At 52.2% G+C, this 26,628-nt stretch carries 23 protein-coding genes; 14 read left to right on the top strand and 9 right to left on the bottom strand.

The genetic code is table 11. The features are described 5' to 3' along the window. Positions 1-37: 37 nt before the first annotated feature. The 3 genes from mrcB to pepB are packed head-to-tail and all read right to left on the bottom strand — an operon-like array spanning position 38 to position 6,102. Entirely contained in the window at positions 38-2,287 is a 2,250-nt protein-coding gene (gene mrcB / locus CRO03_RS10075) for a penicillin-binding protein 1B (RefSeq protein WP_097111500.1), read from the bottom strand. After that, positions 2,271-4,814: an ATP-dependent helicase HrpB gene (hrpB, locus tag CRO03_RS10070; RefSeq protein ID WP_097111499.1), complete on the bottom strand. Its 2,544-nt coding sequence runs from the start codon at positions 4,812-4,814 to the stop codon at positions 2,271-2,273. The genes mrcB and hrpB overlap by 17 nt, the downstream gene beginning before the upstream one ends. Then, positions 4,762-6,102, bottom strand: a complete 1,341-nt coding sequence (gene pepB, locus CRO03_RS10065) for an aminopeptidase PepB (protein ID WP_097111498.1) — start codon at positions 6,100-6,102, stop codon at positions 4,762-4,764. The genes hrpB and pepB overlap by 53 nt, the downstream gene beginning before the upstream one ends. Positions 6,103-6,415: 313 nt before the next feature. Between pepB and dksA the strand changes: the two genes are divergently transcribed. The 9 genes from dksA (at position 6,416) to CRO03_RS10020 (ending at position 14,148) form a co-directional block, all read left to right on the top strand. Continuing rightward, positions 6,416-6,865 (top strand): RNA polymerase-binding protein DksA, encoded by a 450-nt coding sequence (dksA, locus tag CRO03_RS10060; protein ID WP_019675979.1) that lies wholly within the window; start codon positions 6,416-6,418, stop codon positions 6,863-6,865. Between the two features lie 17 nt (positions 6,866-6,882). Continuing rightward, positions 6,883-7,803 (top strand): tRNA glutamyl-Q(34) synthetase GluQRS, encoded by a 921-nt coding sequence (gluQRS, locus tag CRO03_RS10055; RefSeq protein ID WP_097111497.1) that lies wholly within the window; start codon positions 6,883-6,885, stop codon positions 7,801-7,803. A 122-nt stretch (positions 7,804-7,925) separates the two neighbouring features. Continuing rightward, positions 7,926-9,389, top strand: coding sequence for a polynucleotide adenylyltransferase PcnB (pcnB, locus tag CRO03_RS10050; protein WP_245861585.1), 1,464 nt, complete (start codon positions 7,926-7,928; stop codon positions 9,387-9,389). Beyond that, positions 9,382-9,909 carry a 2-amino-4-hydroxy-6-hydroxymethyldihydropteridine diphosphokinase gene (gene folK, locus CRO03_RS10045; RefSeq protein ID WP_097111496.1) on the top strand — a complete coding sequence of 176 codons (528 nt, stop codon included), beginning with the start codon at positions 9,382-9,384 and terminating at the stop codon, positions 9,907-9,909. Before pcnB ends, folK begins: the two co-directional genes overlap by 8 nt. Positions 9,910-9,972: 63 nt before the next feature. Beyond that, positions 9,973-10,767 carry a 3-methyl-2-oxobutanoate hydroxymethyltransferase gene (gene panB / locus CRO03_RS10040; protein ID WP_097111495.1) on the top strand — a complete coding sequence of 265 codons (795 nt, stop codon included), beginning with the start codon at positions 9,973-9,975 and terminating at the stop codon, positions 10,765-10,767. Then, positions 10,768-11,610: a pantoate--beta-alanine ligase gene (gene panC, locus CRO03_RS10035; protein ID WP_097111494.1), complete on the top strand. Its 843-nt coding sequence runs from the start codon at positions 10,768-10,770 to the stop codon at positions 11,608-11,610. A 25-nt stretch (positions 11,611-11,635) separates the two neighbouring features. Beyond that, positions 11,636-12,457: a DUF72 domain-containing protein gene (locus CRO03_RS10030; protein WP_212682402.1), complete on the top strand. Its 822-nt coding sequence runs from the start codon at positions 11,636-11,638 to the stop codon at positions 12,455-12,457. A gap of 193 nt (positions 12,458-12,650) precedes the next feature. Next, positions 12,651-13,631 (top strand): catalase family peroxidase, encoded by a 981-nt coding sequence (locus CRO03_RS10025; protein WP_097111492.1) that lies wholly within the window; start codon positions 12,651-12,653, stop codon positions 13,629-13,631. Beyond that, positions 13,624-14,148: a cytochrome b gene (locus CRO03_RS10020; RefSeq protein ID WP_097111491.1), complete on the top strand. Its 525-nt coding sequence runs from the start codon at positions 13,624-13,626 to the stop codon at positions 14,146-14,148. The genes CRO03_RS10025 and CRO03_RS10020 overlap by 8 nt, the downstream gene beginning before the upstream one ends. 10 nt (positions 14,149-14,158) lie before the next feature. On the opposite strand, the gene CRO03_RS10015 is transcribed toward CRO03_RS10020, so the two are convergent. The 4 genes from CRO03_RS10015 to CRO03_RS10000 form a co-directional block, all read right to left on the bottom strand. After that, on the bottom strand, positions 14,159-16,516 hold the full coding sequence (locus tag CRO03_RS10015) for an SLC13 family permease (RefSeq protein ID WP_097111490.1): 2,358 nt from the start codon (positions 16,514-16,516) through the stop codon (positions 14,159-14,161). After that, positions 16,513-18,516, bottom strand: a complete 2,004-nt coding sequence (locus CRO03_RS10010) for an SLC13 family permease (protein WP_097111489.1) — start codon at positions 18,514-18,516, stop codon at positions 16,513-16,515. The genes CRO03_RS10015 and CRO03_RS10010 overlap by 4 nt, the downstream gene beginning before the upstream one ends. A gap of 72 nt (positions 18,517-18,588) precedes the next feature. Continuing rightward, positions 18,589-18,813, bottom strand: coding sequence for a hypothetical protein (locus CRO03_RS10005; RefSeq protein ID WP_097111488.1), 225 nt, complete (start codon positions 18,811-18,813; stop codon positions 18,589-18,591). Between the two features lie 60 nt (positions 18,814-18,873). Then, the gene (locus CRO03_RS10000; protein ID WP_097111487.1) at positions 18,874-19,509 is read right to left on the bottom strand and encodes a DUF2959 domain-containing protein; all 636 of its coding nucleotides are present in this window, start codon (positions 19,507-19,509) and stop codon (positions 18,874-18,876) included. Between the two features lie 163 nt (positions 19,510-19,672). Here CRO03_RS10000 and CRO03_RS09995 point away from each other — a divergent pair, with 163 nt between their 5' ends. The 5 genes from CRO03_RS09995 to frdD are packed head-to-tail and all read left to right on the top strand — an operon-like array spanning position 19,673 to position 23,858. Next, positions 19,673-20,569 carry a prenyltransferase gene (locus CRO03_RS09995; RefSeq protein WP_097111486.1) on the top strand — a complete coding sequence of 299 codons (897 nt, stop codon included), beginning with the start codon at positions 19,673-19,675 and terminating at the stop codon, positions 20,567-20,569. 14 nt (positions 20,570-20,583) lie between these two features. After that, positions 20,584-22,365 carry a fumarate reductase (quinol) flavoprotein subunit gene (gene frdA, locus CRO03_RS09990; protein WP_097111485.1) on the top strand — a complete coding sequence of 594 codons (1,782 nt, stop codon included), beginning with the start codon at positions 20,584-20,586 and terminating at the stop codon, positions 22,363-22,365. Then, the gene (locus tag CRO03_RS09985; RefSeq protein WP_097111484.1) at positions 22,362-23,072 is read left to right on the top strand and encodes a succinate dehydrogenase/fumarate reductase iron-sulfur subunit; all 711 of its coding nucleotides are present in this window, start codon (positions 22,362-22,364) and stop codon (positions 23,070-23,072) included. Before frdA ends, CRO03_RS09985 begins: the two co-directional genes overlap by 4 nt. A gap of 10 nt (positions 23,073-23,082) precedes the next feature. Next, positions 23,083-23,487 carry a fumarate reductase subunit C gene (locus CRO03_RS09980; RefSeq protein ID WP_097111483.1) on the top strand — a complete coding sequence of 135 codons (405 nt, stop codon included), beginning with the start codon at positions 23,083-23,085 and terminating at the stop codon, positions 23,485-23,487. Beyond that, on the top strand, positions 23,487-23,858 hold the full coding sequence (frdD, locus tag CRO03_RS09975) for a fumarate reductase subunit FrdD (RefSeq protein ID WP_097111482.1): 372 nt from the start codon (positions 23,487-23,489) through the stop codon (positions 23,856-23,858). Before CRO03_RS09980 ends, frdD begins: the two co-directional genes overlap by 1 nt. Here frdD and CRO03_RS09970 read toward each other — a convergent pair. Together CRO03_RS09970 and panP are read right to left on the bottom strand one after the other, a co-directional pair. Further along, on the bottom strand, positions 23,847-24,848 hold the full coding sequence (locus CRO03_RS09970; protein ID WP_097111481.1) for a hypothetical protein: 1,002 nt from the start codon (positions 24,846-24,848) through the stop codon (positions 23,847-23,849). The two genes, frdD and CRO03_RS09970, sit on opposite strands and share 12 nt — an antisense overlap. 5 nt (positions 24,849-24,853) lie before the next feature. Beyond that, positions 24,854-26,500, bottom strand: coding sequence for a pyridoxal-dependent aspartate 1-decarboxylase PanP (panP, locus tag CRO03_RS09965; protein WP_097111480.1), 1,647 nt, complete (start codon positions 26,498-26,500; stop codon positions 24,854-24,856). Positions 26,501-26,628 lie beyond the last annotated feature (128 nt).

The raw sequence follows: 26,628 nt of genomic DNA, 5'->3' as shown, positions 1-26,628 counted from the left end.
TGAGTTTGCTGCACCCTATTTACTTAAAAAGTTAACGTTAATCATCACAGGTTAATTGTTGCTGCATTTCAACTGACATTGCAGGTAATAACAATATGTTAGCGCAAGTTTCAGCCACTGGTGTACCACTGATAGCTGAAAAGGCCTGAATTCGTACCTGATCGGGCAAATACCGGATCAACGATTGCGCCCCCTGGCCCCGAAAGTAGTCAATAAACAATGGTAAGGCACCACTACTGCCGGTCAGGCCTATTGGTTTATTATCATCCCGCCCCAACCAGACGGTCACCAGAGTCTGCTGGTCAAAACCACTGAACCAACTGTCGCGATAATCACTTGAAGTTCCGGTTTTTCCGGCAAATGTAGTCATCGGTAAGGCGTGTTGCAACGCCTTTGCCGTGCCGGTTTGCGTCGCTGCTATTAATGCATGGTGCAGCAGATAAATACTTTGCGGTGAATAGCGGCTGTAGCGCTGACCAGACCGGTGATAAAGACGGTGGCCATCCTGATCTGTTACTGCTTGCACAGTCGCCAGTGTTTGATAAACCCCGTCGTTTGCCATGGTCTGATACAACTGACTGACTTCCAGCGGGCTTAGTTCAATTGCCCCCAGCAACGCCGCCGGATGCAAATTGACCCGGCGGTTTAATCCCAGCTTGCGCAAGCCATCACTTATTGCTGGCATACCCAACTGCAACCCCAGCCGCACTGTCGGCACATTCAATGAGTCCGTTAACGCTGTAAACAAATTAACCGGCCCACGGAATGTTTTATCAAAATTCTGCGGCTGCCAGTCTTCATTATTTGAACGCAAACTTAAAGGCTGGTCGTCCAGTATCGATGCCAGCGAAAACCTGCCGGGCTGATTCAGTGCCTCCAGATAAATTACCGGTTTGATAATGCTGCCAATTTGCCGCCTGGCATCCAGCGCCCGGTTAAAGCCGGCAAAACCACTTTCTTTACCGCCCACCAGCGCCTGAATCTCTGCCTGCTGGTAATTGACAACCAGCATCGCTGCCTGCAGTTGCTCGTCCTGACTTTGGAGTTGCCGGCGCACAGTCAGCTCTGCCTGCTGTTGCGCTTTCGGATCTAAAAACGTAAAGACTTTTATGCCACTACTTAACAGCTGCTGGTCAAAATTTATTTGCCGCAGTTCTTTCTTGACCGCATCCAGATAAGCCGGGAAACGCGCATTCAGATACTGACCACGCGGCACCAGTTGTAATGGTTCAGCCAGTGCTTGCTGATACTGTTCACCATCCAGCAAATGGTGTTCAAACATCAGCCTCAGCACCAGATCCCGCCGGGTAATCGCGCGCTCAGGGTAGCGCCTCGGGTCATAGTATGATGGCCCTTTCAGCAGGCCAATTAACAATGCGATTTCATCTGGCCGCAGTTCTGTTATGGGTTTGGCGAAATAGAAACGGCTGCCCAGGCCAAAACCATGCACGGCTGTGGCATGATTCTGCCCCAGAAAAATTTCGTTCAGGTACGCTTCCAGCAAATGATCTTTGCTAAAGCGGTAATCCAGAATAAGCGCTATCATCGCTTCATTAATTTTACGTAGCAGGGTCCGGTCGCTGGATAAATACATATTTTTTGCCAGCTGTTGGGTTAAAGTAGAGCCGCCCTGCACCGTTCTCCCGGCCACAATATTCGCCCATAGCGCCCGTAAAACCGACAGTGGTGACACACCGCGATGATGATAAAAATCGCGGTCTTCCACCAGTAACAGCCCCTCTTTGACCAGGCTGGGTACCTGTTCTAACCGCACCAGCTCACGGTCTTCCTGATGCGGTGACAGCATATGCTCAATTAACTGCGGTTCCAGCCGGGCAAAGTTTACTTCCTGCTGCTGCCGGTAACGGATCCGGTTAATGCCACTGCTATTAAATTCCACACTGAATAAAGCTTCGGGCTCAACGCCATCAATATAGGTAAAGGCCCGGCGGTAAATCGTAATATGATTGCGCGAGACACTGTATTGGCCGGCAGCCGTCATCGCCGGATTACGCTGATACTGCAACTGTTCCAGCTCGGCTTGTAATTGGCTGGACGTTAACGCCTTACCCGGAAAGAGCTCCAGGCTACGGGCGTATATCTGGGCCGGCACCTGCCATTTCTGGCCGGCAAAAGCCCGGGTGACTTTACCGTCAAGATAAATCAGGTAGGTAACCAGTAAAAACGACATTACTAATGCCAGTTTACCCAAGGTAAACAATAGCTTCTGCCACCATGGCCTGACTTTTACTTTGGGCGCGCGGGCGCCTTTACTTCGGGTTGACATCGCGTAACATCGCCTTTTTGGTTTTCGTTGTTGGCTGCGCATCGGCCGGGTTATCAGGCCAGTAGTGTTTCGGGTAACGCCCTTTCATTTCTTTTTTAACATCCTGCCAGCTGTTTTGCCAGAAGCTGGCTAAGTCGCGGGTGACCTGCAGTGGCTGCCGCCCTGGCGCCAGCAACGCTATGGTCAGGGCGATAGCACCATTTAACACCACGGGCGTGGTGAGTTGACCATACATTTCCTGAACTTTGACTGAAAGTTGTGGCCCGCCCGGATGAAGGTAATCAATTTTCAGCCGACTGCCGGTCGGCGTTTGCCAATAGACAGGCAATAGCTGCTGTAACCGCTGCTGTTGCTGATAACTTAGTCTGGCCAGCAATATGGGTTCCAGCTCCAATTGGGTTAACTGTATTTTTTTTCTGATATTACCAAGATGTGGCCCAAGCCAACTGGCCAGCTCTGCCAGTAACGCTGCCGGGCTGAAATCAGGAAGAATATCAGCGCCCTGATGCTGTCGGATCAACTGCACCCGGGCACATAAGCTTTGTGCTGCATCTGACCAGTTTAATTCCGCCAGACCACGCCGGCTCAGGTAATCAAGCCAGGCCTGCTGGCGTTCAGCAGCTGTGATGGCATTTTGCACCGGCTGCCGTTGCAATACCAGCTGGCCAAAACAGCGTTGACGCTCGCTGCTGAAACTGGCGGTCTTATCATTCCAGCCGGTTTTCAGCTGCCAGTTCAGGTGTTGTTGCCAGTCGGCCAGGATGTCGTCCAGTTTAATAGCGATCGCATGGCGAATGCGGTTTTGTTGTTGCCACTGCTGAATATCCAGCACCACCAGTAGTTCGGTGTCTTGCAACGGATGATCCGGCGCCAGGCTGGCCCCCACGCCATTCGCCAGCAAATAACCCTGACCACGGCGCTGCGCCAGTTGATCCGGAAAGGCTCTGAGCAGTAACATTGGCAGCCACTGCAACGGCAAGCTGGCACGGCTGTTAACACCTAAACGCCGGGCGAAAGATTGCGCTTGCTGGTACTGTGGCACATGCTTGCTATGCGCCAGCGTTTGTAATTGCTGGTCCAGATTTGCCTGCAAATTACGGCTATCTTCCAACAGCGCTGCCACTAATGCAGCCAGCCACGCCAGCCCGGGAGTTTGCGTTTCATGTTCGGCAGCATACAACAACATATTAGCCAGTCGCACTGAACTGCCGGTCTGATACAAGCGTCGGCCATAGGAGGTAATACCCCCGGCCTCGTCCAATGCCGCAAACTGTTGCAACAACCGGCTGGCAACGGCCAGATGCGCGGGCGGCGGCGGGGTTAACCAGTTAATATCATCGGGCAGACAACCCCATACCGCAATTTCCAGCCGCAGTTGGGTAAGCTCTGCCAATTCTATTTCTGCCGGCTCAAACGCCGCCCGCCTTTGCCATAATTCCAGTGTGTCTATCCGGTAACAACGCCCCGGTGCCTGCCGGCCAGCCCGTCCCGCACGCTGAATGGCCGCAGCCTGACTAACGGCCACCGTTTCCAGCTTGCTGATGCCGTGGCGCGGGTTAAAACTGGCACGCCGGCACAAGCCGGTATCTACTACCAGATTAACGCCGTCAATGGTTAAACTGGTTTCAGCCAGATTAGTTGCCAGCACAATTTTATAGTAGCCTGTTGGCGGTGCCGCTATCGCAGCCTGTTGTTCAGCCAGGCTCAGCACACCAAGCAATGAATAGACTTGCAGATTTGCCGGCAACGACTGAGTTGCTAAAAACTCCCGCGCTTTATTTATTTCTGCCTGACCCGGCAGAAAAACCAGTATATTCCCCGGTTCATCGTTAAATGCGCTTAACGCCTGCCGTGCCCCCTGAACTGCCAGCGGCTCTGAACCCGGCTTTATATATTGAATATCGACCGGATAACTGCGCCCACTGCTGCTCACCAACGGTGCCTGCAAATAATGTTCAAGCCCGGCAACATCGAGGGTGGCTGACATCACCAGTATTTTCAGGTCTTCCCTTAATTGCTGCACCTCTAAACTCAACGCCAACGCTAAATCAGCATGCAGCGAACGCTCATGAAACTCATCAAAAATCAGCAGACTAACCCCGGCAAGCTCGGGGTCCTGCTGCAGTTTTCGGGTAAGAATACCTTCAGTAACGATTAGCAGCCGGGTGGCTGCTGACTGGCAGCTGTCATGGCGGATCTGATAACCCACGGTCTGGCCCACCGGCTCATTCAGCTGCTGTGCCAGGTAACTGGCAATGGTTTTCGCCGCCAGCCGGCGCGGTTCCAGCATAATTATCTGGCCACTTGCAAAATCGGGCTGCTGCAGCAATTGCAATGGTAACCAGGTCGATTTACCGGCACCGGGCGGCGCCGACAAAATCAGCCGGTTGCCGCTTTTCAGCAATCGGCAAAGCTCCGGCAGTACCTCGGCTACCGGTAAGCCCACCTTAAGCTCTTTTTTGGTCACTGCAGTATTACTTAGCCGTCGTTTCAGTGAGTAAGGCAGCGGCAATAGTACGGATGCCATGCCCGGTAGCACCTGCTGCCCAATAACTATTGGCAGAGTTATTGAAGGCTGCTGCTAAATCGAAGTGCAGCCAGCCCTTGCCATCATCCGGCACAAACCGGCTTAAAAACCCGGCTGCATTACTGGCGCCACCTGCACCACCGCCTTTGACCGGCCGGCTGTTGGCAGTATCGGCATAAGGCGACGGACATTGTTGCTGATGCCATTTCTCTAATGGCAGCTGCCAGGTGGCTTCCTGCTCATTGGCGGCATATTGCAGTGCACGCGCAGCCAGAGGCTGGTCCAATGCAAATAATGCATTGTATTCACCGCCAACAGCTACCATAGCCGCGCCGGTCAGGGTAGCGGCGTCAATAATTAGCGGTGCTTTACTTTCAGCGGCACACATCAAGCCGTCGGCCAGCACTAAGCGGCCCTCAGCATCGGTATTAACAATTTCAACAGTAGTGCCGTTTTTGTAGGTAATGATATCGCCCAGTTTATAGGCGTGGCCACTGATCAGGTTTTCAGCACAGCATAAAATCAGTTTTACCCGTTGCTTCAGGCCTTGCGTGATCGCCAAGGCCAGCGCTGCGGTTACGGTAGCGGCTCCGCCCATATCACATTTCATGGTGGCCATGCCTTCTGTAGGCTTTATAGAGTAACCGCCGCTGTCAAAGGTAATGCCTTTGCCAACCAGTGCGGCGCTAACCGGGGCGTCAGCTGCTTTAGCCGGGTTAAAATCCAGCACCAGCAATGCGGGTGGCCGGGTACTGCCCCGACCTACCTGGTAAATACCATGCCAGCCGGCTTCGGCCAGGTCTGCGCCGGTAATCAGTTCGCTGCTTACGCTACCTGCCGGGGCAATAGTGCGGATAAAGGCTTCAGCCTGCTCTGCCAATGCGACCGGCGATAACATTTCAGGGGTATCATTGATCATTTTTTTGGCAAAGCTAAAACACTGCGCTAGTTGTTGCAGTTGTTCTGCTTCGCCATGCTCGTTGTTAAAACCTACCCCGTCATGCTTTCTGGCATTACAAAAGCCCTGATAAAACGCCCATTGCAGGTCTTTACTCCAACCTGCACCGCTTAACTGCAGTTGTGAAATACCGAGATTATCCAGACTACGACCGGCTTTTTGCATGCCACGTAGTATGTCATTTTCAGGCAAATGAATTTGATAACCGTCTGAAGCAGGACTTAATAACGCATTATTACCCCATTTTTGCGCAGCTTTAGCTGTAGCAATACTGATTTGTAATATTTCTGGTGTTGAATTAGAACTTGAATTAGAGCTTGAATCAGACATAGTAATCCCCATTTAATCGAGCTTATCAGCAGTAATGGCTAACTTTTATGGGCCAAAGTGTAACATAGCCGCGCAGCAGACAACGAGCGCAAAGCGTTAAAATGGCGTTGCAATGCACTATTGGCGTGGTTATCAGCGGCAAAACTATGCCACATTTTAGCCATTAAGGCTGACGGGGTTAAAACAGGTGACGGCTACAGCCACAATCTGTATACTTCGCCGGCTTTTTTATTAGTGATTGCGGTAGTGGCAATATTCTGCTATCTATAGCCGCCACTTTTTTTTGCTTGGCAGTATTGTACAGGAGATGATCATGCCAGAAGGCAAGAATGTTAAGACATTAGGGTTACTGGCACTGGCCGGGGTTACACCTTATCAGGAAGCGGTCGGGGAAGAGTATATGAACCCGAAGCAGCTCGAGCATTTTCGCAAAATTCTTGACGCCTGGCGCCAACAACTGCGCGAAGAAGTTGACCGCACCAAGACCCATATGGCCGATGAAGCAGCCAATTTCCCTGATCCGGTAGACCGTGCCGCTCAGGAAGAAGAGTTCAGCCTGGAATTGCGCGCCCGGGATCGTGAGCGGAAGCTATTAAAGAAAATTGAAAAAACCTTACAAAAAATCGAAAACGACGATTTCGGTTTTTGTGATACCTGTGGGATTGAAATTGGTATAAAGCGCCTGGAAGCGCGACCAACAGCTGACCAGTGTATCGACTGTAAAACGCTGGCAGAAATAAAAGAAAAGCAGTTAGGCGGCTAATTGCAGCCACTGTGGCAATGTTAGATAGCAAAAGTAAGCCAACAGCCATCGCTGTTGGCAGATTTGCCCCCTCTCCCTCCGGACCACTGCATTTTGGCTCATTGCTGGCTGCTGTCGGCAGTTATCTGTACAACAAACAGCAAGGCGGCAAATGGCTGCTGCGCATAGAAGATATCGACACGCCAAGAGTCAGCCCGGGTGCAGACAGCAGCATTATGTTTGCGCTGGAGCAGTATGGCCTGCTGTGGGATGAGCAGGTTATCTATCAAAGCCAGCGTACTGAGCGCTACCGCGAAATATTTAACCAGCTGCAGCAACAAGGCCTGGTGTATGGCTGTCAGTGCAGCCGCAAGCAAGTTAATGGCGGTGGCGGGCTGTATCAGGGCACCTGTGCAACCCTGAACCTGCATCAGCAAAAAAATAATCCGACACCGTTGAGCTGGCGCTTGCATGCAGCTGGCGTCGCCTGTCATTTTATCGATACTTTGCTCGGCCCGCAGCAGATCGAGCCGGCGCTGGCGCAGGAAGATTACATTTTGCTGCGCCGGGATGGCTTGTTCTCATATCAGTTGGCAGTGGTAGTGGACGATTGGGATCAGGGTGTTACGGAAGTGATCCGCGGTGCCGACTTACTCAGTATGACCCCACGGCAACAGCACTTGTTTCAGTTACTTGGGGCCGAACCACCGCTTTATGGCCATTTGCCGTTAGCGGTTACTGCACCCGGCCAAAAACTGAGTAAACAAAACCATGCCAGCGCTTTAAGTAACTGGCCTGTCAGTTATACCCTGGCCAGGGCGCTGGCAATATTGGGGTTGGTATTGCCGGATGAGTTACAACAAGCCCCGGCCCCGGAACAGCTAATTTACGCCCTTGCCAACTGGCGTCCTGCTAATATTCCGGCGGCACGGGAAGTAATAACCCCCGATTTTGGCTGATTTTAGCCAGATTAATTCTTTTTTGTTGTGTGCTGCGGTATTATTAGCCGTTTTTTTAAGTCAGATGCCAATGCCACTAGTCAAACAGGCAAGTGCTCAGGAGAGATATCATAATTTCGCGCGTGTTAGATTTCTGCCGCAGAACGTTAAGCGGTAAGCCTCAGGGCGACAACCAACAACAGCCTGTTGCTGCCAAATCGCTTGCAGCCGCAGCCCCTATTGCCCAGGCGTCAGCAAGCTCAATATTACCTCCCATGCAGGTTATTACCCGGGGTGAGCACAGTGTATCGCGGCGCGATATCAGCCCCAGTGCCTTAAAAGTACTGTATCGGTTAAAAGACGCCGGCTTTGAAGCCTATCTGGTAGGTGGCTGTATTCGCGATTTATTACTGGGCTTAAAACCAAAAGACTTTGATGTCGTAACCAATGCCCACCCGGAACAGGTTAAACAGGTATTTCGTAACTGTCGCCTGATTGGCCGCCGTTTTCGGCTGGCCCATGTGGTGTTTGGCCGGGAAATAATTGAAGTCGCTACCTTTCGTGGTCATCACAGCGGCGCTGATGATGAAGAAAACACCGCCCCCAAGCTAAAAACCGCCAGTTTAAGCGACCATGGCCAGATTTTGCGTGACAACGTCTATGGCAGTATTGAAGAAGACGCCGAACGGCGCGATTTCACTATAAATGCGCTGTACTACTCGGTAAAAGACTTCGCTATCTACGATTTTGCCAACGGGATGCGCGACATTGCGGCGCGGCGGATTGAGCTGATTGGCGACCCCGAAGTGCGTTACCGGGAAGATCCGGTACGGATGCTAAGAGCAATCCGCTTTGCTACCAAGCTCAATATGGAGATTGCACCTGACGCCTTAACGCCTATCAGTCAATTAGCCGTGCTGTTAAAAAACATTCCGGCACCACGCTTATTTGATGAGCTGGTAAAAATGCTGCTGGCCGGTAAGGCGTTCGACAATTTTATGTTGCTGCGCGATACCCGAATATTAAAACAGTTAATGCCGCAGCTGGAGAAAATAATAAAACAGGAACCGGAAGGTAAAGCCTTTACTCTGGTGACCCGAGCCCTGCAGGATACCGATCAACGGGTTGCGGTTGATAAACCGGTCACCCCGGCCTTTATTTTTGCCGCTATGCTGTGGTACCCGGTAGAGCTGCGCAGCCAGACCCTGTTGATTGAAAGCGGCTTAAATGAAATAGACGCGCTGAACATTGCGATGACCGAAGTGCTGGATGATATTCAGCGCACTATCGCTATTCCCAAACGCTTTAGCTTAACCATGCGCGATATCTGGGCGCTGCAGTACCGGCTAACCAAACGCGGCGGACGCCGGGCGTTTAAAATGCTTGAGCAAACCAAATTCCGCGGCGCCTTTGACTTTCTGCAATTACGCGCCGAAGCCGAAGGCGGCAGCCTGACTGAACTGGCCAGCTGGTGGCAGCAATTTCAGTTTGCGGATGATGCAGAAAAACTGGAACTGATAAACAGCCTGGGCCGCGAAGCGCATGACAGACCAAAGCGTCGTCGTAACAACTACAAGCGTAAGCGCAGCAGCACACCCGATGCCTGAGCAGCAACTCAAACAGCCTGCTGAGCAGGATGTTTTTCTGGGTTTAGGTGCTAATTTAGCCAACCCGGTCGCGCAGATACAAAACGCGGTAGCGGCGCTACGCCAGCTGCCGCAAAGCAAGCTGGTAGCAGTATCAAGCCTGTATGGTTCCAAACCAATGGGCCCGCAGGACCAGCCCGACTACGTGAATGCTGTGGCCAAAATCAGCACTGGGCTTACTCCACTGGCACTGCTGGATGCCTTGCAGCAAATTGAGCAGCAACAAGGTCGGCAGCGTAAAGCCGAGCGCTGGGGGCCACGGTCGTTAGATCTGGATATTTTGCTGTATGCCAGCCACACTATTGCCTCAGAGCGTTTAACGGTGCCACATTACGGTTTGGCTCAGCGCGAGTTTGTGCTGTATCCGCTGGCCGAAATTGCGCCACAGTTAACTCTGCCTTGTGGCACACCGCTACAGGCATTGCTGAGCAAAGTGCCGTTAAATGGCCTGCAGAAACTTGGCGAAACGTGCAGCTGGTAACTTGCAGCTGGCGGAACTTTGTGCGATCTTGCGCACCCGGAATTAATGGTCGGATGAGAACCTATGGCTAAGATCACCACAGCGGTACTGCAAAAAATGAAGCAGCAGGCTGATAAAATCAGCATGCTGACAGCGTATGACGCCAGCTTCGCCAAATTGTTTGCCGAGCAAGGCGTCGATGTGTTGTTAATTGGCGACTCGCTGGGCATGGTGCTGCAGGGCCATAGCGACACGCTGCCGGTTACCATCGCCGATATTGCTTACCATACTAAAAGCGTGCGGGCCGGTGCGCCTGACGCCTTCGTGATTGCCGACTTGCCCTTTATGAGCTACGCCACGCCCGAGCAGGCGATGCAGAGCGTGACGCCATTAATGCAGGCCGGCGCCAACATGGTGAAACTGGAAGGTGGTGATTTTTTACTGCCTACTATTAAAGCGCTGACCGAACGCGGCGTACCGGTTTGCGGTCATCTCGGGCTAACACCGCAATCGGTGCATATTTTTGGTGGCTACAAAGTACAGGGTAAAACCGATGCTGCGGCTGATGCTATGCTGGCTCAGGCTAAAGCACTGCAGGATGCCGGCGCCCAGTTGCTGGTGCTGGAATGTATTCCAACGCCACTGGCTAAAAGAATTACCGACGCACTGAGCATTCCGGTTATTGGTATTGGTGCGGGCAACGTTACCGACGGCCAGGTCCTGGTTATGCACGATTTACTGGGCATCAGCAGCGGCTACATTCCAAAATTCTCGAAAAACTATCTGGCACAAACCGGCGAGATCAGAAGTGCCATTGCCGCCTATGTCAATGAAGTAAAAAGCCAGGTATTCCCGGGCGAAGAGCATAGTTTTAACTAAATGATTATTCTTAGCACTATTGAAGAGCTGCGGGCGCAGATTGCCAGCTGGCGTCGCGCCGGTGATAAAATCGCCTTTGTACCTACCATGGGTAACCTCCATCAGGGTCATTTGCAGTTAGTGGAAGTCGCGAAAAGCCATGCTGACAGAGTAATTGTCAGCATCTTCGTCAACCCAATGCAGTTTGGCCAGAATGAAGATTTGGCTAATTATCCGCGTACCCTGGATGCTGATGTTGCCGGTTTAACCCAACACGCTGCTGATGCGATTTTTACCCCAACCCCGCAACTGATGTACCCGCGCGGGCTCGAGGTCCAAACTTTTGTTGAAGTGCCGCAACTGGGCGACTTGCACTGCGGCGCTAACCGCCCTGGCCATTTTCGTGGTGTGTCGACTATCGTTTGCAAGCTGTTTAATCTGGTGCAGCCCGATATTGCCTGTTTCGGTAAAAAAGATTTTCAGCAACTGGCGATTATCCGCCAGATGGTGATCGATTTATCCTTGCCGATTGAAGTTATTGGCGTGGCTACTGAGCGCGCAAGCGATGGCCTGGCACTGAGCTCCCGCAACGGCTATTTAACGCCGGCAGAGCGGGCCAAAGCCCCGGCGCTGTATCAGATATTGCAACAGGTTAAAGCAGCCATCGCTGCAGGTAAGCATGATTACCGGGCGCTGGAGCAGCAGGCGAAAGCAGAGCTCAGTGCAGCAGGTTTTGTGCCGGATTACGTTAATATCAGCAATCAGCACAGTCTGGCGCTGGCAATTGATGCCACCGAGCAAAAAGTCGTTCTGGCCGCAGCCAAACTGGGCACCACCCGGCTGATTGATAACCTGGAACTGTAACCCTTTGCTGTATGTTGGTTGTCCGATGTGGGCTAACGGCCGCTGGAAAGGCAGCTTATTCGCCGACAATCTGAGCAACAATGAGTTTCTGGCGGGCTACAGCCAGTACTTTAATAGCGTGGAAGGCAATACCAGCTTTTATGCTGACCCGTCAGAAAGCCAGTTAGTCCGCTGGACCACCCAGTTACCAGAGCATTTCCGCTTTGTATTTAAAGTACCCCGTCGCTTTAGCCATCAGTTAACGGAGCTCGACCACAACGCCCTGTTAGCATGGTGGCAGCACTTTGCCCCGGCCCACCCTTTTATTGGTTTAATCCACTTGCAGTTGCCAGCAACAGCGGGCCCGGCGTTGCTGGGGCAATTAACCTCTGTGCTTGAGCTATTAAGTAGCAAAATACCATTGGCAGTAGAGGTACGCCATCCGGCGTTTTTTGATAAAGCAGAGCACGAGCTGACCTTAAACCGTCTGTTGCAGCAATACGGCGCCGAACGGGTGGTGCTGGACAGCAGAGCGTTGTTTTCAGTGGCAGCCAGCAGCCCGGCGCTATTGGATGCGCAGGCGAAGAAGCCGCGCTTACCGGTGCATGCTATTTGTCTGAGTGACCGGCCGATGCTGCGCTTTATCGGCACCGATGATATGGAGCTCAACCGGCAATTCTATACCCCCTGGCTGGCGAAAATTAATAGCTGGCTGCGTGAGGGGAAAAGCCCTTACTGTTTCTTCCACACACCGGATAACACCCTGGCCCCCCAGCTGTGCCGCCAGTTTGCAGCCGATTTACAGCAGCCGCACTCGGTGTTGGCGCCATGGCCAGGCGAGCAGCAGGCACAGCTGGGTTTATGGTAGCCGCGTTTAAGAATACTAAAAATCTTAATAACCACTTAGTCTGAAGTAAGCTTGCCCATCGTTACGATGTTTCTAGCAGCATGTTTGTCGACAATACTGAAAGATATTAATCAATTTCCCGGTCTTTGAACCGTATGCAGCTAAAACGCATATAATTTTAGTAAAGGATAAATCAGGCAATGAGTATTTTAATATGAGAGCATTATATCTGGCGCTATTGCTGGCCCCCGCAGTTAGCTTTGGTGCCGACGCCCCACCCAAGGTCTCAGCGCAGCAGTTTGTCAATTTGCAACAGGGCGACAGCGCTTTTCCAGGCTTTCGGCGCGCCCATGCTAAGGGTATCTGCATCAGCGGTGAGTTTCAGGCCAACGGTCAGTTGGCAGACTATTCGCAAGCCAGCCTTTTTAAAGCCGGCAGCACAGCTTTTATTGGCCGGTTATCTATTGCCGGTAATAACCCGACTGCACCCGATCTGAAAGCGCCGGTTCGCAGTATGGCGCTGAGTTTTGCCAGCAGCCGCACCGAGCAATGGCGCTTAGCCATGAATACGCCACCGGTAATGGCAGTGGCCGATCCACACACTTTTTACCAGCAAATACAGGCTATTCAGGCTGGCCCGGCAGCAATAAAACAATTTTTTGCTGACCATCCTGAAAGTGATGAGTTCCGGGCCTGGGCAGCTCAGTATCAGCCATCCGGCAGTTTTGCTGCTGAAACCTATCACAGCATTAATGCGTTTTATTTAATCAACGCTGACGGCAAGCAACAAGCGGTGCGCTGGGCGATGCAGCCCACGGTTGCTGTTGCGGCCAATGCGTCAGATGAAGCCGATGCGCTACAGCAGGAAATAGCCGCCAGAGTAGCAGCCGGAAAGGTGGTGTTTGACTGGGTGTTTACCCTGGCAGATGCCGCCGATGATGAAACGAATCCAACCAAAGCATGGCCTGATAGCCGCCAGCAAATAACGGCAGGCCAGCTGGTTGTTACCGGCACAACCCCTCAGCTGGAAGGTGACTGCCATGCCATTAACTTCGACCCACTGGTGTTACCCAGCGGCATTGCCGCAACCCGGGATCCGATTTTACGAGCCCGCTCTGCAGCCTATGCAGAGTCATACCGGCGCCGGGCAAAAGAACAATTACAAGGTGCGTTAGAGGGCAGCAATAATGAGTAACTCAGATCGCTTTTCACTGTCTATGCGTTTGTTTCACTGGGGGATGGCAGCGTTAGTGTTATCTATGGTGGCCGCAGGCCTACTGATGGTAACTTCACTGCAGCCCTGGCAGTTAACTCTGTTAAACATCCATAAAGCATTTGGGGTTGTGGCTATTTTACTGGTAATGGCAAGGCTGATAAACCGTCTGCGGCATAAGCTGCCCGCGTTACCGCATGAATTGCCCCACTGGCAAAAAACAGTGGCCAGAGCGTCACACTGGATGCTGTACTTCCTATTATTTGCGATGCCACTGTCCGGCTACCTGATGCAGTATTATGCTGGCCGGCCGATCGATATTTTTGGCTGGTTCCGCTTACCGGCTGCGCTGCAGGTTGATATTCATTATTACGCACTGTTTCGAGAATTACATGGCTGGATGGCCGTTGCGCTGATTAGCCTGATAGCACTGCATATTGGCGCCGCCCTGTACCATCATTTTATTCGAAAAGACGATGTGCTAAAAAGCATGTTGTAAGGTGCTGGCACTAACCCCCGGTAAGCGGCCAGAATACTGGCAGCAGCAGCATGGTAATCACAAATAATAATAAGCTTAGCGGTCCGCCGACTTTTAAGTAATCGACAAAGCGATAGCCGCCCGGGCCCATGACCAGCGTATTGGCAGCATGGGATACCGGGCTGGCCAGGCTGGTGGCGGCAACAGCGACCACCATCATCGCGCTTTGGCCACTGACCCCAAGCGCACTACTTAACATTAAACCAATAGGTGCCATTATCAGCACCAGCGCTACTGTTGGTATTACCAGGGTACCAAGCGCAGTAACCAGAAATAACCCCGCCATAACGGCAAGGGGGCCGTATTGACCCAACCCGGCTTGCACGCCATTTGCCAGCCAGGCCGCAGCACCGGAATGTTGCATGGCCAGCCCCAGCGGCAACATGCCAGCAATCAGAAAGATAGAACGCCAGTCGATGGCGGCGTAGGCCTGCTCCATACTCAGGCAGCGACTCGCTACCATTAAGGTAGCAGCCAGAATTGCCGCCAGGTAAATCGGCAGTACGCCGGTCACAGTTAACAGCACCATCAGGCCCATTAAACCAGCGGCCAGCGGCGCTTTACTGGCATTGACCGGTTTCACCTGCACCGGATTCATTACAATTAAGTGTTCACTATTGGTCAGCTGGGCCAGGCGGGAACGCGGGCCGACAATCAGCAAAGCGTCGCCCGGCTGCAGCAGCATGCTGCCAAGTGCTGTGCGATATGAACGGCCTTCGCGCCAGATGGCTGCTACTTCCACCTTGTAGCGCTTATCCAGTTGCAGAGCGTTGACACTCTGGCCGATGTATTTACTGCGGGGGTGTAACGTCGCTTCTACCAGTTCCAGCTTACCTTTAGCCAGCAAGTCGAGGTAAGGCGACATATCGTCCAGCCGCTCCAGCTCTTTAAAACCACGCAGGATATCCAGATCTTCTTCCCGGCCCTGAATTAACAGTAAGTCGCCGGCTTCCAGTTTGTCGTCAGAGTGAAACTGCTGAATAATTTCGCCGTGACGGAATAAACCCAGTAAGCGAAAATCAAAGGCATCCCCCAGCCGGTTGTCAGCAAAGGTGCTGTCTACCAGCGGACTGTCTGCCGGCAAACCTAATACAAACAGCCGCTCTTCCAGTTTATATTGCCGTTTAACGTCATCTGCGCTGAGTAGCTGTACGGCACTGAATGCTTCCTGCTTTTGCATCGCCTCCAGCGCAGCCCGGCTGCCCTGCACCAGAATTTTATCGCCCCCCGCCAGCGATAAATCGGCCAGCCGGGTGCGCAAGGTCTGGCCCGGCCGTTTCACTGCCAGCACATTTAGCTGATAATTTTCCCGGAAGCGGTGATGCTCTAATATTTCGTCCGCCAACGGGCCATCGGCGGCAACTTCCAGCTCTGCCAGGCCACTGGCTGCCAGCAACTTTTCGTGCAGCATTGGCGCTTCGCGCTCGATAGTGAGTGAGTTCCAGCTACGTAGCCGTTCAAAGCGGTTAAACTTACCCTGAGCCAGCACAATATCACCGGCTTTCAATACTGTATGGCGCGATGGCAAGGTAAAGGTTTCCTTGCCCCGGGTCAGTGCTATCACCATCAGGCCGACGGTGTTAATCAGCCCTGACTCTTCCAGAGTACGACCGGCCAGTAATGAGGGCTTAGGTAAACGCAGAGCAAATATCCGCTCCTGTAAGCCATATTGATCACTCAAATTGCGGCTACCAGCTAACCCGGCGCGGCCGGGATCAGTATTGGGCAAAAAATGCCGGCCAATAAAAGCAACAAATAAGGTGCCCGCCAACAATACCGGTAAGCCAATCAGCGCAAAATCGAATAAATGAAAGCCTTGCTGATTATTCTTCTCCAGCGCAATACTGACCAGCAAATTCGGTGGCGTACCAATTAAGGTAAGCAAGCCACCCAGCATGGCACCAAAAGCCATTGGCATCAGTACTTTGGCCGGTGGAATACCACAGCGTCTGGCCGCTTCGACGGTAACAGGCAGCAATAAGGCCACAACGCCAATATTACTCATAAAGGCCGACAACAAACCGGCAACCAGCATAATAACGATGATCATCTGGGTTTCACTGTTGCCCGACAAGCGGATAACCCGCCGGCCTATGCTATCGGCAATACCGGCCCGGGTTAAACCCTCACTCATAATAAACATGGCCCAAACCGTAATTACCGCCGGGTTACTGAAGCCACTTACTGCCTCAGCAGGAGACACCAGCCCAAATAATGCCAGGGTACACAATACCAGCAGGGCTACTACGTCCATCCGCAGCCATTCGGTAATAAACAACACCAGGGCTGCCATTAACAGCAGTAACACCAGAGCGATTTCCAACGTCATAGCGGCCACACCAGTAACAGCATCGGCAAGCCTACCAGTACCACCAGTACATCCAGTGGCAAGCCCATCCGCCAGTAGTCGCCAAACCTGAAACCGCCAGGTCCCAGGATAAGGGTATTATTCTGATGACCAATAGGCGTCAGAAAAGCACAAGATGCACCGACGGCGACGGCCATTAAAAAGGTATCAGGGTTGACGCCCAGCTGATTCGCCGCGCCAAGGGCAATAGGCGCCATTACTGCAGCTGTGGCAGCATTATTCATTAAATCAGTCAGGATCAGGGTAGTGATCAGGATCACTGCCAGGCCAATTACGGCATTGCCCTGGGCCAGAGTATCGAGTAACACGCTGGCAATCAGACTGGCAGCGCCAGTGCTTTGCATCGCTCCTGCCACCGGCAACAAGGAGGCGAGCAACACCACGACTGGCCAGTCAACGGATTCATACACCAGACGCCACGGCAGGGTACGGAAAGCCATAGTCGCCAGTACCCCAGCAGCAAACGACACGGCCGCCGGTAAAATTCCCAGGGCAGCCAGCGCGACTGCCAGCAGCATAATCACTGTAGACATAATGGCATTACGTTTATTCGGGATCCGCAGCTCGCGCTCTGCCAGCGGCACACAACCGGTGTTATTGGCAAAATCCTGCAGTACGTCAGGCGCCCCCTGCATCAGCAGCAGATCGCCTGCCCTTAACCGCATTGAGCGCAGCCTTGCCATCGACCGCCGGCCATGACGTGACACAGCCAGTAAATTAATGCTGTAACGGGTGCGAAGTAACATATCGGCGGCAGACCGGTTAACCAGGCTGGATGACGGCAACACGGCCAGTTCAGCCAGCACTATTTCATCTGATTTACGCTCTTTTTCAGCTGGCTTTTCAGCTGGCTTGCCCGACTCGTCATCGCTGTCTGCCTCTTTGCTGTCCCCGGTTGCATTTGCACTAACCAGCTCTGCTTTCGAATCAGCTACCGCGGCATCCCGGCTGAGACTTCTGGCAGCATTCTCATCGATTTTTGCTGTTTGCCTACTATCTTTAGCGGCTTCTTCCTCTGCCTTAGCGTTATTTTCTGCTGTGCTATCACTTTCTTCTTTGGCGTCACTTTTCTTTTTGGCATGCGCCAGCTCTAATCCCAGATCAGACAATACCTTGGTCAGCGCATCGGCTTCAGCTTCGATAATCAGCACATCCAGCGCCCGTAAATACCGGCCAGAGCTGGGTGCCGTTACCCGCACATCATTCCGGACCAACCCGACCACCTGAGCGTCGGCGTTATCCAGCACCGCTTCAACCTCCCGCAGCTTCATACCATCAGCCTTGCTACCATCCGGGATCCGCACTTCGGTAATGTATGCACCGGTTTCAAAGCCTTCAGTTCCCGCTTGCTTTCTTTTAGGAACAAGTCGCCAGCCCAGCAAAATAATAAATATCAGGCCCACTGCGGTAATAGCAGCACCTACTGCGGTGAAGTCAAACATCTTAAAGCTTTCCAGCCCCTCCGAGCGGCGGATCCCGGAAATAATCAGGTTAGGTGGCGTCCCAATTAGGGTCATGGTACCGCCAAGAATAGAAGCAAAGGCCAACGGCATTAACACCTGGCCAGGCGCCAGTTTTAGCCTGTGCGCCAGTTGTATTGCCACAGGCATTAATAACGCCAGCGCACCGACATTATTCATAAAACCAGATAATAACGCCGCTAACACTGTTAATGCCGCAATACTGAGTGTAGGCCCGGCTTTGGCCGGCAGTACTAAGCGGGTTAACACATCTACCGCGCCGGAGCTTTGTAAAGCCCGGCTTAACACCAGCACGCAGGCCACGGTAATGACGGCGGGATGACCAAAACCATTAAATGCGGTTTCCGCTTCAATTAAGCCGGTAAAAACACAGGCCAGCATCGCACCCAGCGCCACCATGTCATGGCGCCAGCGGCCCCAGAGGAACATGCCAATAGTCACCAGTAATATTAAAATAATTATGCTTTGCGGCGTGGTCATATTGCGCTCTTCTGGTTGGCTGGACTCGCGGCTGGAGGGTTTACCCGCTTTACAATATTGAGACGCCGGTTGCTACAACCTGGCGCGGAATTTGGCCGCATCAATAATGGCCCACAAATGCGCTATAGCCGCAATAATAGCCGGAATAATAAGCCACCAAAGGGCATAACCCACTACACAAATAACAAAAAACACCAGCGCTGCCAGAATACGCCCCTGCACCAGCTGACCTAAACCCGGCACAAAAATATTACAAAGTGCGGCGATTACGTTGCCACCCGATCCCTGACCCGACATAGCACTCTCCTGTTTTAATTAAACGTTAAACGTCTTAGCAGCGCCTGAGCGCCCACCACTTTATTGTTTAAGGGTAGCAATAAATTGCTGCGATTCACTAATGGCTTTATTCATATTGCGAATAAGCAGGGTAATATCGCGCTCAATACCCGCGAATTCATCACGCAAGGCACCAATCGCCTGAGCATTCAAATTATGCTTTAAATACAAGCTATTGTCCCGCAGACTATCCAGCACGGGTGCCATAGAGCTTTCTGCCTGGCGCATAGTATTAAGCAGTTGCTTATACTGGCGTTGGGTTGATCTCAGTTTGGCCGTGCTTTCCTGTTTCAGTTTGGCGTTGGTGTACATGTCCAACTCGTCCTGCCACTCATCAAATAATGCTTCTGCTACATCTTCAATGCTGTTTATCCGCTCTGACACTAATGCGGCGGCCTCGCTGCAATCCTGGTATTGTTCATCGGTTTGCTCGTACTGTTTTTGCAAATCGCCGCCATCAAATTTTATCAGAGTACTGAATTGTTCCAATGCTGACTTAAATTGCTTCTGGGCATCTTGCTGGGCATCCTGGGCTTTATCTACCCGGTCTGCCAGAATGTCCCTTTTGTGCACCCCCACCTTCTCCATTGTCGAGTAGTAGGCGCTCTGGCAGCCTGTCAGCAGCAGCATCGATACTATTAATAAAATGACACGCATAAGTTTTCCTTAAATTTGGTTAAGCCAGACTATGGCTGCACTGCTCCGACAATAGCAATTCATCATTAGTTTACAACATAAATGCGGAAAAAATGTCGCAGATCAAGCCATAAGCTGGCAGGTAGCTATACTCTGTAGCAAATATGTTTAACAGGAGTGCTGGTTGCTAAAACAACTTTGTGGTGTTGCCCGTGTCAACTTTTTAAGCCTGACCCTGGTCTGTATTGCCCTGGCGGCTGCCGCTAGCTGGCAGGCAGGGCATCCGCTATCGCCGGGCTTACTCACTCTGATTACAGCAATCGGATTATGCGCTCATATAAGTGTCAATGCGCTGAACGAATATTTCGATTTTAAATCCGGCCTGGATTTTCTGACCAACCGCACGCCGTTCAGTGGTGGCAGTGGCACCCTGATCCAGCATCCGGCAGCTGCCAACCTTGCATTGCTGTTGGCGGTGGTCAGCCTGCTACTGGTGATAGCCGGCGGCTTATATCTGAGCTATCAGCTTAGCTGGCAACCACTATTCATCGGGATTCCCGGCGTGCTGCTGATTTACGGCTATACAAGGCACATTAACCGCTGGCCATTGCTTTGCTTACTGGCACCTGGTATTGGTTTTGGTATTTTTATGACCCTGGGCAGCTACTGGGTGCTCGCTGGCAGCATCAGCGCCGGCGCCTGGTTGCTGGCTTTTATCATCACCCTGCTGGTCAGCAATTTATTGTTATTAAATCAGTTTCCTGATGTCGATGCCGACCGTCAGGTTGGCAGGCGCCACTTGCCTATCGTTATTGGCCGGCGTCACAGTGCCAGTGTTTATACCCTACTGTTATTGCTGAGTTATCTGCTACTGCTTACAGGAGTTAGCAGCGGCATTTTACCCTGGCAGTGCTTGCTGGCACTGCTTACCCTGGGGCTGGTAGCAAAGTTGTTGCCCGGGCTATTTCACAATGCCGATAAGCCGCAGCAACTGCAGCCTTATCTGGGCATGAATGTGTTGCTATGTCATCTCTACCCACTGCTGCTGCTAGCCGGCTTGTTGTGGGCTGGCCCTGCCTGATACAAGGACAAGCTATGCAACAGTTACAACAGGATATTATTGTAGTGGGTGGCGGCGGTGCCGGCTTACGAGCTGCTATCGCTGCCGCGGAAACCAGCCCGACCTTACAGGTGGCATTGCTGTCCAAAGTATACCCGATGCGCTCGCATACCGTTGCTGCCGAGGGCGGCGCAGCGGCGGTAACCTTAGAGCAAGACAGTCTGGCCGCTCATTTTCAGGATACGGTAAGCGGCAGTGACTGGCTGGCTGAACAGGATGTGGTGGAATATTTTGTCAAACACGCTTATCAGGAGCTGGTGCAACTGGAGCGCTGGGGCTGCCCGTGGAGTCGCAAAGCCGATGGCAGTATTCAGGTGCGCCGTTTTGGTGGTATGAAGACTGAACGCACCTGGTTTGCCGCCGATAAAACCGGTTTTCATATCCTGCACACCCTGTTTCAAACTTCACTTAAGTACCCCACTATCACTCGTTTTGATGAATATTTTGTTATTGATTTATTGGTGGTTGAACAGCAAATTGCTGGCGTACTGGCTATCTGCTTCAGTACCGGCGAACTGGTACAAATTCTGGGCAAAGCGGTCATTCTGGCGACCGGTGGCGCCGGCCGGGTATTTCATTACAATACCAATGGTGGCATTGTTACCGGCGATGGTATGGCGCTGGCCTATCGGCATGGTGTGGCACTGCGGGATATGGAGTTTGTCCAATATCACCCAACGGGCTTGCCTGGCAGTGGCATTTTAATTACCGAGGCCTGTCGTGGTGAAGGTGGTATTTTACTGAATAAAGACGGCTACCGGTACTTGCAGGACTATGGCCTGGGTCCGGAAACACCCGCCGGCCAGCCAAAGAATAAATATATGGAGCTGGGACCACGCGATAAACTCTCGCAGGCGTTCTGGCAGCAACAACAGCGTGGCTTAACGGCCGATTATCACGGCCATGCTGTGGTTTACCTGGATTTACGTCATTTAGGCGAAGCCCACTTAGCCAGCCGGCTACCCTTTATCTGCGAGCTGGCAAAGTCCTATGTCAATATTGACCCGGCTACTGCCCCTATTCCAATCCGCCCGGCGGTGCATTACACCATGGGCGGCATTTTAACCGACATTAACTGCCAGACCAGCATTTCCGGTCTGTTTGCCGTCGGCGAATGTGCCTCAGTGGGCTTACATGGTGCCAACCGGCTGGGCTCTAATTCGCTATCTGAACTGCTGGTGTTCGGCAAGGTGGCTGGTGAGCAGGCGGCTGCGCGGGTACAGAAGATGAGTCTGGCGCCAGTTAGTGCTGTGGCAGCGCAATGTCAGCACCAGCAAACCTATATCAGCAGTTTATTTGCTGACAGCTGTGATGACACTGTCCATGCCATTCGCACTGAACTCACCCTGGCGATGGAACAAGGCTGCGGCATTTATCGTGACAACGCCGGCCTGCAGACGTGTCTTAGCACGCTACAGGCACTAAAAATCCGCTATCAGCAGTTAAAAGTTACCGATAACAGCAAAGCCTATAACAGCGCCTTGTTGCAACATCTGGAGCTTGGCTTTGGCTTGGATGTTGCCGACACCATTTGCCGCAGTGCGCTGGCCCGCACTGAGTCACGCGGCGCCCATCAGCGACTGGATGAGGGCATGACACAACGCAACGACAGTGATTTTTTAAAGCACAGCCTGGCAATCTGTCAGCCTGATGGCACAGCGGCAATTAGCTGGCAGTCTGTGACCATTACCAGCCTGCCACCGGCTGAGCGTCACTATGGTGCTAAAGGGAGTGGTTCAGCAGGGAGCAGCGTATGAGCAAAACCATCAATATTGCCCGCTACAATCCACAAACCGATAGCCGGCCGCAATTACAGGCGTTTCAGGTAGAAAGCGATAACAGCACCTCCGTACTCGATGCGCTGCTGCAGGTGCAACAACAGGACCCCAGCCTCGGCTTTCGCTGGTCGTGCCGGATGGCGATATGTGGTTCATGCGGTGTAATGGTTAACGGCATCCCCAAACTGGGCTGCAAAACCTTTTTACGGGATTATCCTGATGAACTGACCGTGAGCGCCCTGGCCCATTTTAACGTAGAGAAAGATCTTATCGTCGATATGCAGCCGTTTTTAACACACTTAGCGGCGGTTAAACCTTACCTGATTAATGATGACCAAAGCAGCCAGCCACACCGGCAAACCCCGGCACAACTGGCTAAATACCAGCAGTTCGCCAACTGCATAAACTGCGGATTATGTTACTCGGCCTGCCCACAATTTGGTTTAAACCCAGAATTTCTGGGGCCAGCGGCTATTACTCTGGCGCAACGCTATAACCTGGACAGCCGGGACGCCGGCAAGACAGCCAGAATGCCTGAACTTAATAGCAAAAATGGCGTATGGGGTTGCACTTTTGTCGGTTTTTGCTCAGAAGTCTGCCCGAAAAAAGTCGATCCGGCCGCCGCAGTTAATCAGGGCAAAGTGGCCTCGGCCGGCGATTTTATTATCAGCATGTTTAAACCCTGAGGATATAGTGATGAATTTAAAAAAGCCCGGCAGCAGCAAGCCAGAGCCCGGCTCTTATCAGCCGGTTATGCCACGCAACTGGTGGCTGCAGCATCGCTATTTCCAAATATATATGCTGCGAGAGGCCACGGTACTGCCGCTCCTGTTCTTTATTGGTTGCCTGCTGTACGGCCTGTATTGCCTCAGTCTGGGTGAAACACAGTGGCAACACTGGCTGGCTTTTATGGCGCAGCCCTGGGTGGTGCTGCTTAACCTGCTGGCCTTTAGCGCCAGTTTGTTTCATGCGAAAACCTTTTTTGAGTTGTTCCCAAGAGTGATGCCATTGGCACCGCCCGGCTTAATGATTGCCGGGCAATGGCTGGCCACCTTGCTGGTGGCAACGGGTTTAGTTTTACTGTTAGGGGGCTGGCTATAATGAACAATACTACCCAACCTAAACGTTCTGACGAGCCGGTCTGGTGGGCCTTATTCAGCGCCGGTGGCGTCTGTTTTGCCGTGGTTGTACCGGGTGCCATTCTGGCGTTGGCGCTGCTTCCGGCGTTCGGTGGCATTAGTGCTGACAATCTGAGCTATCCGCGAATTTCAGCCTTATTGCATGATGCACTATGGGGACTGGCCGGGCTGGCTTTTATTGGCAGTGTGATTTGCTTACCGCTGTTTCATGCCGCGCACCGTATTCACCATGGCCTGCACGATCTTAAGCTGGGCGGCGGTTTGCTTAGTAAAGTGCTGTGTTATGGCAGTGCGGCTGCACTCAGCTTACTGGCAATATACTTAGTCAGTTAACTGGTTATTGCAATTGTGCAGCTGATTTTCCAGCTGGATGTACGACTCCACTTCAGCTGGTATAAAAAACTCCAGCTCTGGCGCCAACCCCATCAGGGCGCGCTTGTGTTGCCATTCCTGAAGTAAGTTCTGAAAAATGTCATCGAACAGCTCGCGACTTTCGGCGGGTACAGGCGATTGCTGCAATTGAACACGCACAGGATACAGAAAATCATGTAACTGCGGCATTACCTCAACAGACAACGATAAATACGCCCTCATTAGCAGCTCAGTATCGATAATTTGATCGGCCAGCGTGTGTTGTTGCTGTGCTGATGTTAATTGCCGATTCAAGTCTTCCAATTCTAAAAAATACATTTCGGCTAACAGCATGAATGCTCCGCCGTATCCATGCAACGCAGCTTGTTCTGCCCAGTAGCGGGCCTGCGCCAGCGCAGAACGGTCCAGCACCGCATTTTGGGGTGGTTCAACAGGCCTGTCATAGCGCTGAAACCGGGCATAACGAAGATATTTCTCTGCTAACATGCGCATTGCGCTGATATCCGCAGCTTGTGCTTGCTGCAGCAGCTCATCCATACTAAGCCGCTGATAGTAGCTGTCATGCAGATCAGCAGACAGTTCTTTATGATACCAGCCCTTAACCTGCTCGCTGGCTGGATGGTTTGCCAATGCTTGCTCTAGTGCCTGACATTTTTGACTTGCCGCTGTCTCAGTTAACTCAGGCGAAACATCAGCAAGTAAAGTAGCGTTATCATCTTGCTCCGTCGGGCTTTCTGCTAACGGTTTGCCGGTGTGACCCGCAATAACGGGAGCAGTATCCCGGGCTGGTACTCTCTGTTCAGTTGATAGCGGCAACGATTCAGTGGCAGTTAGTGCTTTATCACGTGGATGTAGCAGCCATAACGCAACAATGGCGATAGCAATTGCGACAGCAGTCAACGCCGAAATAATCAGCGCTATAGCAATGTGGCGTCGGGATGTCGCAGGCATAACGATCAGCCGGTCAGCGTTTTAGCCAGCTGCAATAACTTTGGATAAAATTCTTTATTTTGCTGGGCTATCTGATCCTGCTCAACCAAAACATCATGCAGAATTTGTTCTGTGGTCAGCGGGTTTGCCAGTACCACCCGGAATACGATAGTTTCCTGCCGGTCGTAAGCTGCCGGGGTTAAACGGGTCCGCGATACAAACGACTTACCCTCTTCCCGTTGCCGCTTCTGAATAAATTTAGTCAGGCCATTTAGCAGTTCATTAAACTGCTGACGCTGTTCGCTGGTTGCAACCGCCATGGCTTTTTGCACCTGCGCCGGTACATAGCGGTAGGTCAGTAAACACAGCTCGGGCGCTGTAATCAGCTCAAAATCAATATTATGCTCAATTAAGGTGGCAAAATAGCGGGCTTTTTCCAGCGAGCGGTTAATCAGAATTTCATAGCCATCACGGCCAATCACCTGCAGGCAGGCATGGACCAGCATCGCCATTCCGGGACGTGAGCCTTCCAGGGTTTGACTGCCTAAATCTTTTGAACCTTTCCGCAGAATGTATTCTGCATGATGTTCAATAGCATGCGCTGATGACGGATGCTTAAACACCACCATCCCTGCGCCCATCGGCACATACATCTGTTTGTGAGCGTCGATGGTAACTGAATCGGCCCGTTCAATACCGGCCATTAAATGGCGGTACTGATCAGATAGCAAGGTGGCACCACCCCAGGCAGCATCGACATGAAAGTGACACTGAAACTGCTCTGCTAAATCGGCCAGCTGAGCTAACGGGTCTATATTGCCGGTTTCAGTGGTGCCGGCAACGCCGACAATCGCTAACACTTTAATATTTTTAGCAGCAAGCTCAGTTAACACTTGCTGCATCTGGGCGACATCGACTTTATTGTCAGCATCGGTTTTTACACTCACCACATAGTCACGACCAATACCCAGTACGTCGGCAGCTTTGCCCAAGGAATAATGGCCCCGCTCAGACACCACTATCGCCAGGCCATCGTAACCATAGTGCTTTAAGGCCCGGAATAAGCCCTCTCTGGCAATGCCTTTAAAGTCACCATCAGCCTTTAGCAGACGGTTACGGGCAATCCACAGTGCGGTAATATTCGCGACGGTACCGCCAGAGCAAAACGCGCCTAATGAGTGATTGGCGCTGTGCATCCACTTCTTGTAAAAGTTATCTTTTTCACCATAAACCAGATGGTGCATCATCCCCAATACCTGACGCTCCAACGGAGTAAAGGCTTTGGAAGTCTCGATTTTTACCAAGTTCTGGTTCAGCCCTACCATCATTTTCGACAACGGCAGCACAAAGTACGGCAAAGCTGAGGTCATATGACCGATGAAGCTGGGCGAGGCGGTATGCACTGAGTGCGCTACCAGCTTCTGCATCATGCTCTCAGCATAGTCAGAGACAAACTGCGGCGACAGTGGGATCTGATGCGCCTGAAAATCCCGCTCAATTTGCCATAACGGTTTTTCCAGCGCGACAATACTCTCACGCAGGAAGCCGGCCAGATTCTGCGACAGATTCTGTTCAATAATACTTAGGGTGGAATCCGGCGCCTCGGGTACCGTAAAAATGCGCCAAAGCGCATCTTCAGAGGCGGCAGCCAGCCGTTTTGTCGGTTCTGTCATGCGTTATGCTACTCACTGAGCCGAAACAGGCCCCACTTCAGTTATCTGCTCTCACAGCTCAGACAGGGGCGAAGAAAGGGCCTAACTCTACTGCAACTGCCCGAAAATGTCTGCAAAAATTTAACCGT

Origin of the sequence: Arsukibacterium tuosuense, assembly GCF_900215315.1 — a bacterium.
GTDB lineage: Bacteria > Pseudomonadota > Gammaproteobacteria > Enterobacterales > Alteromonadaceae > Alishewanella > Alishewanella tuosuense.
Note: the sequence above shows the minus strand (reverse complement) of the source record. Positions and strands in the feature narration are given on the sequence as shown.

Bases quoted from the DNA above. Each gene is read 5' to 3' on its own strand.
- CRO03_RS09970 (WP_097111481.1), bottom strand. From the start codon at position 24,848: ATGCCTGCGACATCCCGACGCCACATTGCTATAGCGCTGATTATTTCG.
- CRO03_RS10005 (WP_097111488.1), bottom strand. From the start codon at position 18,813: ATGTCGGGTCAGGGATCGGGTGGCAACGTAATCGCCGCACTTTGTAAT.
- CRO03_RS09985 (WP_097111484.1), top strand. From the start codon at position 22,362: ATGAGCAAAACCATCAATATTGCCCGCTACAATCCACAAACCGATAGC.
- mrcB (WP_097111500.1), bottom strand. From the start codon at position 2,287: ATGTCAACCCGAAGTAAAGGCGCCCGCGCGCCCAAAGTAAAAGTCAGG.
- dksA (WP_019675979.1), top strand. From the start codon at position 6,416: ATGCCAGAAGGCAAGAATGTTAAGACATTAGGGTTACTGGCACTGGCC.
- panP (WP_097111480.1), bottom strand. From the start codon at position 26,500: ATGACAGAACCGACAAAACGGCTGGCTGCCGCCTCTGAAGATGCGCTT.
- hrpB (WP_097111499.1), bottom strand. From the start codon at position 4,814: ATGGCATCCGTACTATTGCCGCTGCCTTACTCACTGAAACGACGGCTA.
- CRO03_RS10025 (WP_097111492.1), top strand. From the start codon at position 12,651: ATGAGAGCATTATATCTGGCGCTATTGCTGGCCCCCGCAGTTAGCTTT.
- folK (WP_097111496.1), top strand. From the start codon at position 9,382: ATGCCTGAGCAGCAACTCAAACAGCCTGCTGAGCAGGATGTTTTTCTG.
- CRO03_RS10000 (WP_097111487.1), bottom strand. From the start codon at position 19,509: ATGCGTGTCATTTTATTAATAGTATCGATGCTGCTGCTGACAGGCTGC.
- pepB (WP_097111498.1), bottom strand. From the start codon at position 6,102: ATGTCTGATTCAAGCTCTAATTCAAGTTCTAATTCAACACCAGAAATA.
- CRO03_RS10010 (WP_097111489.1), bottom strand. From the start codon at position 18,516: ATGACCACGCCGCAAAGCATAATTATTTTAATATTACTGGTGACTATT.
- frdD (WP_097111482.1), top strand. From the start codon at position 23,487: ATGAACAATACTACCCAACCTAAACGTTCTGACGAGCCGGTCTGGTGG.
- CRO03_RS10020 (WP_097111491.1), top strand. From the start codon at position 13,624: ATGAGTAACTCAGATCGCTTTTCACTGTCTATGCGTTTGTTTCACTGG.
- gluQRS (WP_097111497.1), top strand. From the start codon at position 6,883: ATGTTAGATAGCAAAAGTAAGCCAACAGCCATCGCTGTTGGCAGATTT.
- panC (WP_097111494.1), top strand. From the start codon at position 10,768: ATGATTATTCTTAGCACTATTGAAGAGCTGCGGGCGCAGATTGCCAGC.
- CRO03_RS09980 (WP_097111483.1), top strand. From the start codon at position 23,083: ATGAATTTAAAAAAGCCCGGCAGCAGCAAGCCAGAGCCCGGCTCTTAT.
- panB (WP_097111495.1), top strand. From the start codon at position 9,973: ATGGCTAAGATCACCACAGCGGTACTGCAAAAAATGAAGCAGCAGGCT.
- CRO03_RS10030 (WP_212682402.1), top strand. From the start codon at position 11,636: ATGTGGGCTAACGGCCGCTGGAAAGGCAGCTTATTCGCCGACAATCTG.
- frdA (WP_097111485.1), top strand. From the start codon at position 20,584: ATGCAACAGTTACAACAGGATATTATTGTAGTGGGTGGCGGCGGTGCC.
- CRO03_RS10015 (WP_097111490.1), bottom strand. From the start codon at position 16,516: ATGACGTTGGAAATCGCTCTGGTGTTACTGCTGTTAATGGCAGCCCTG.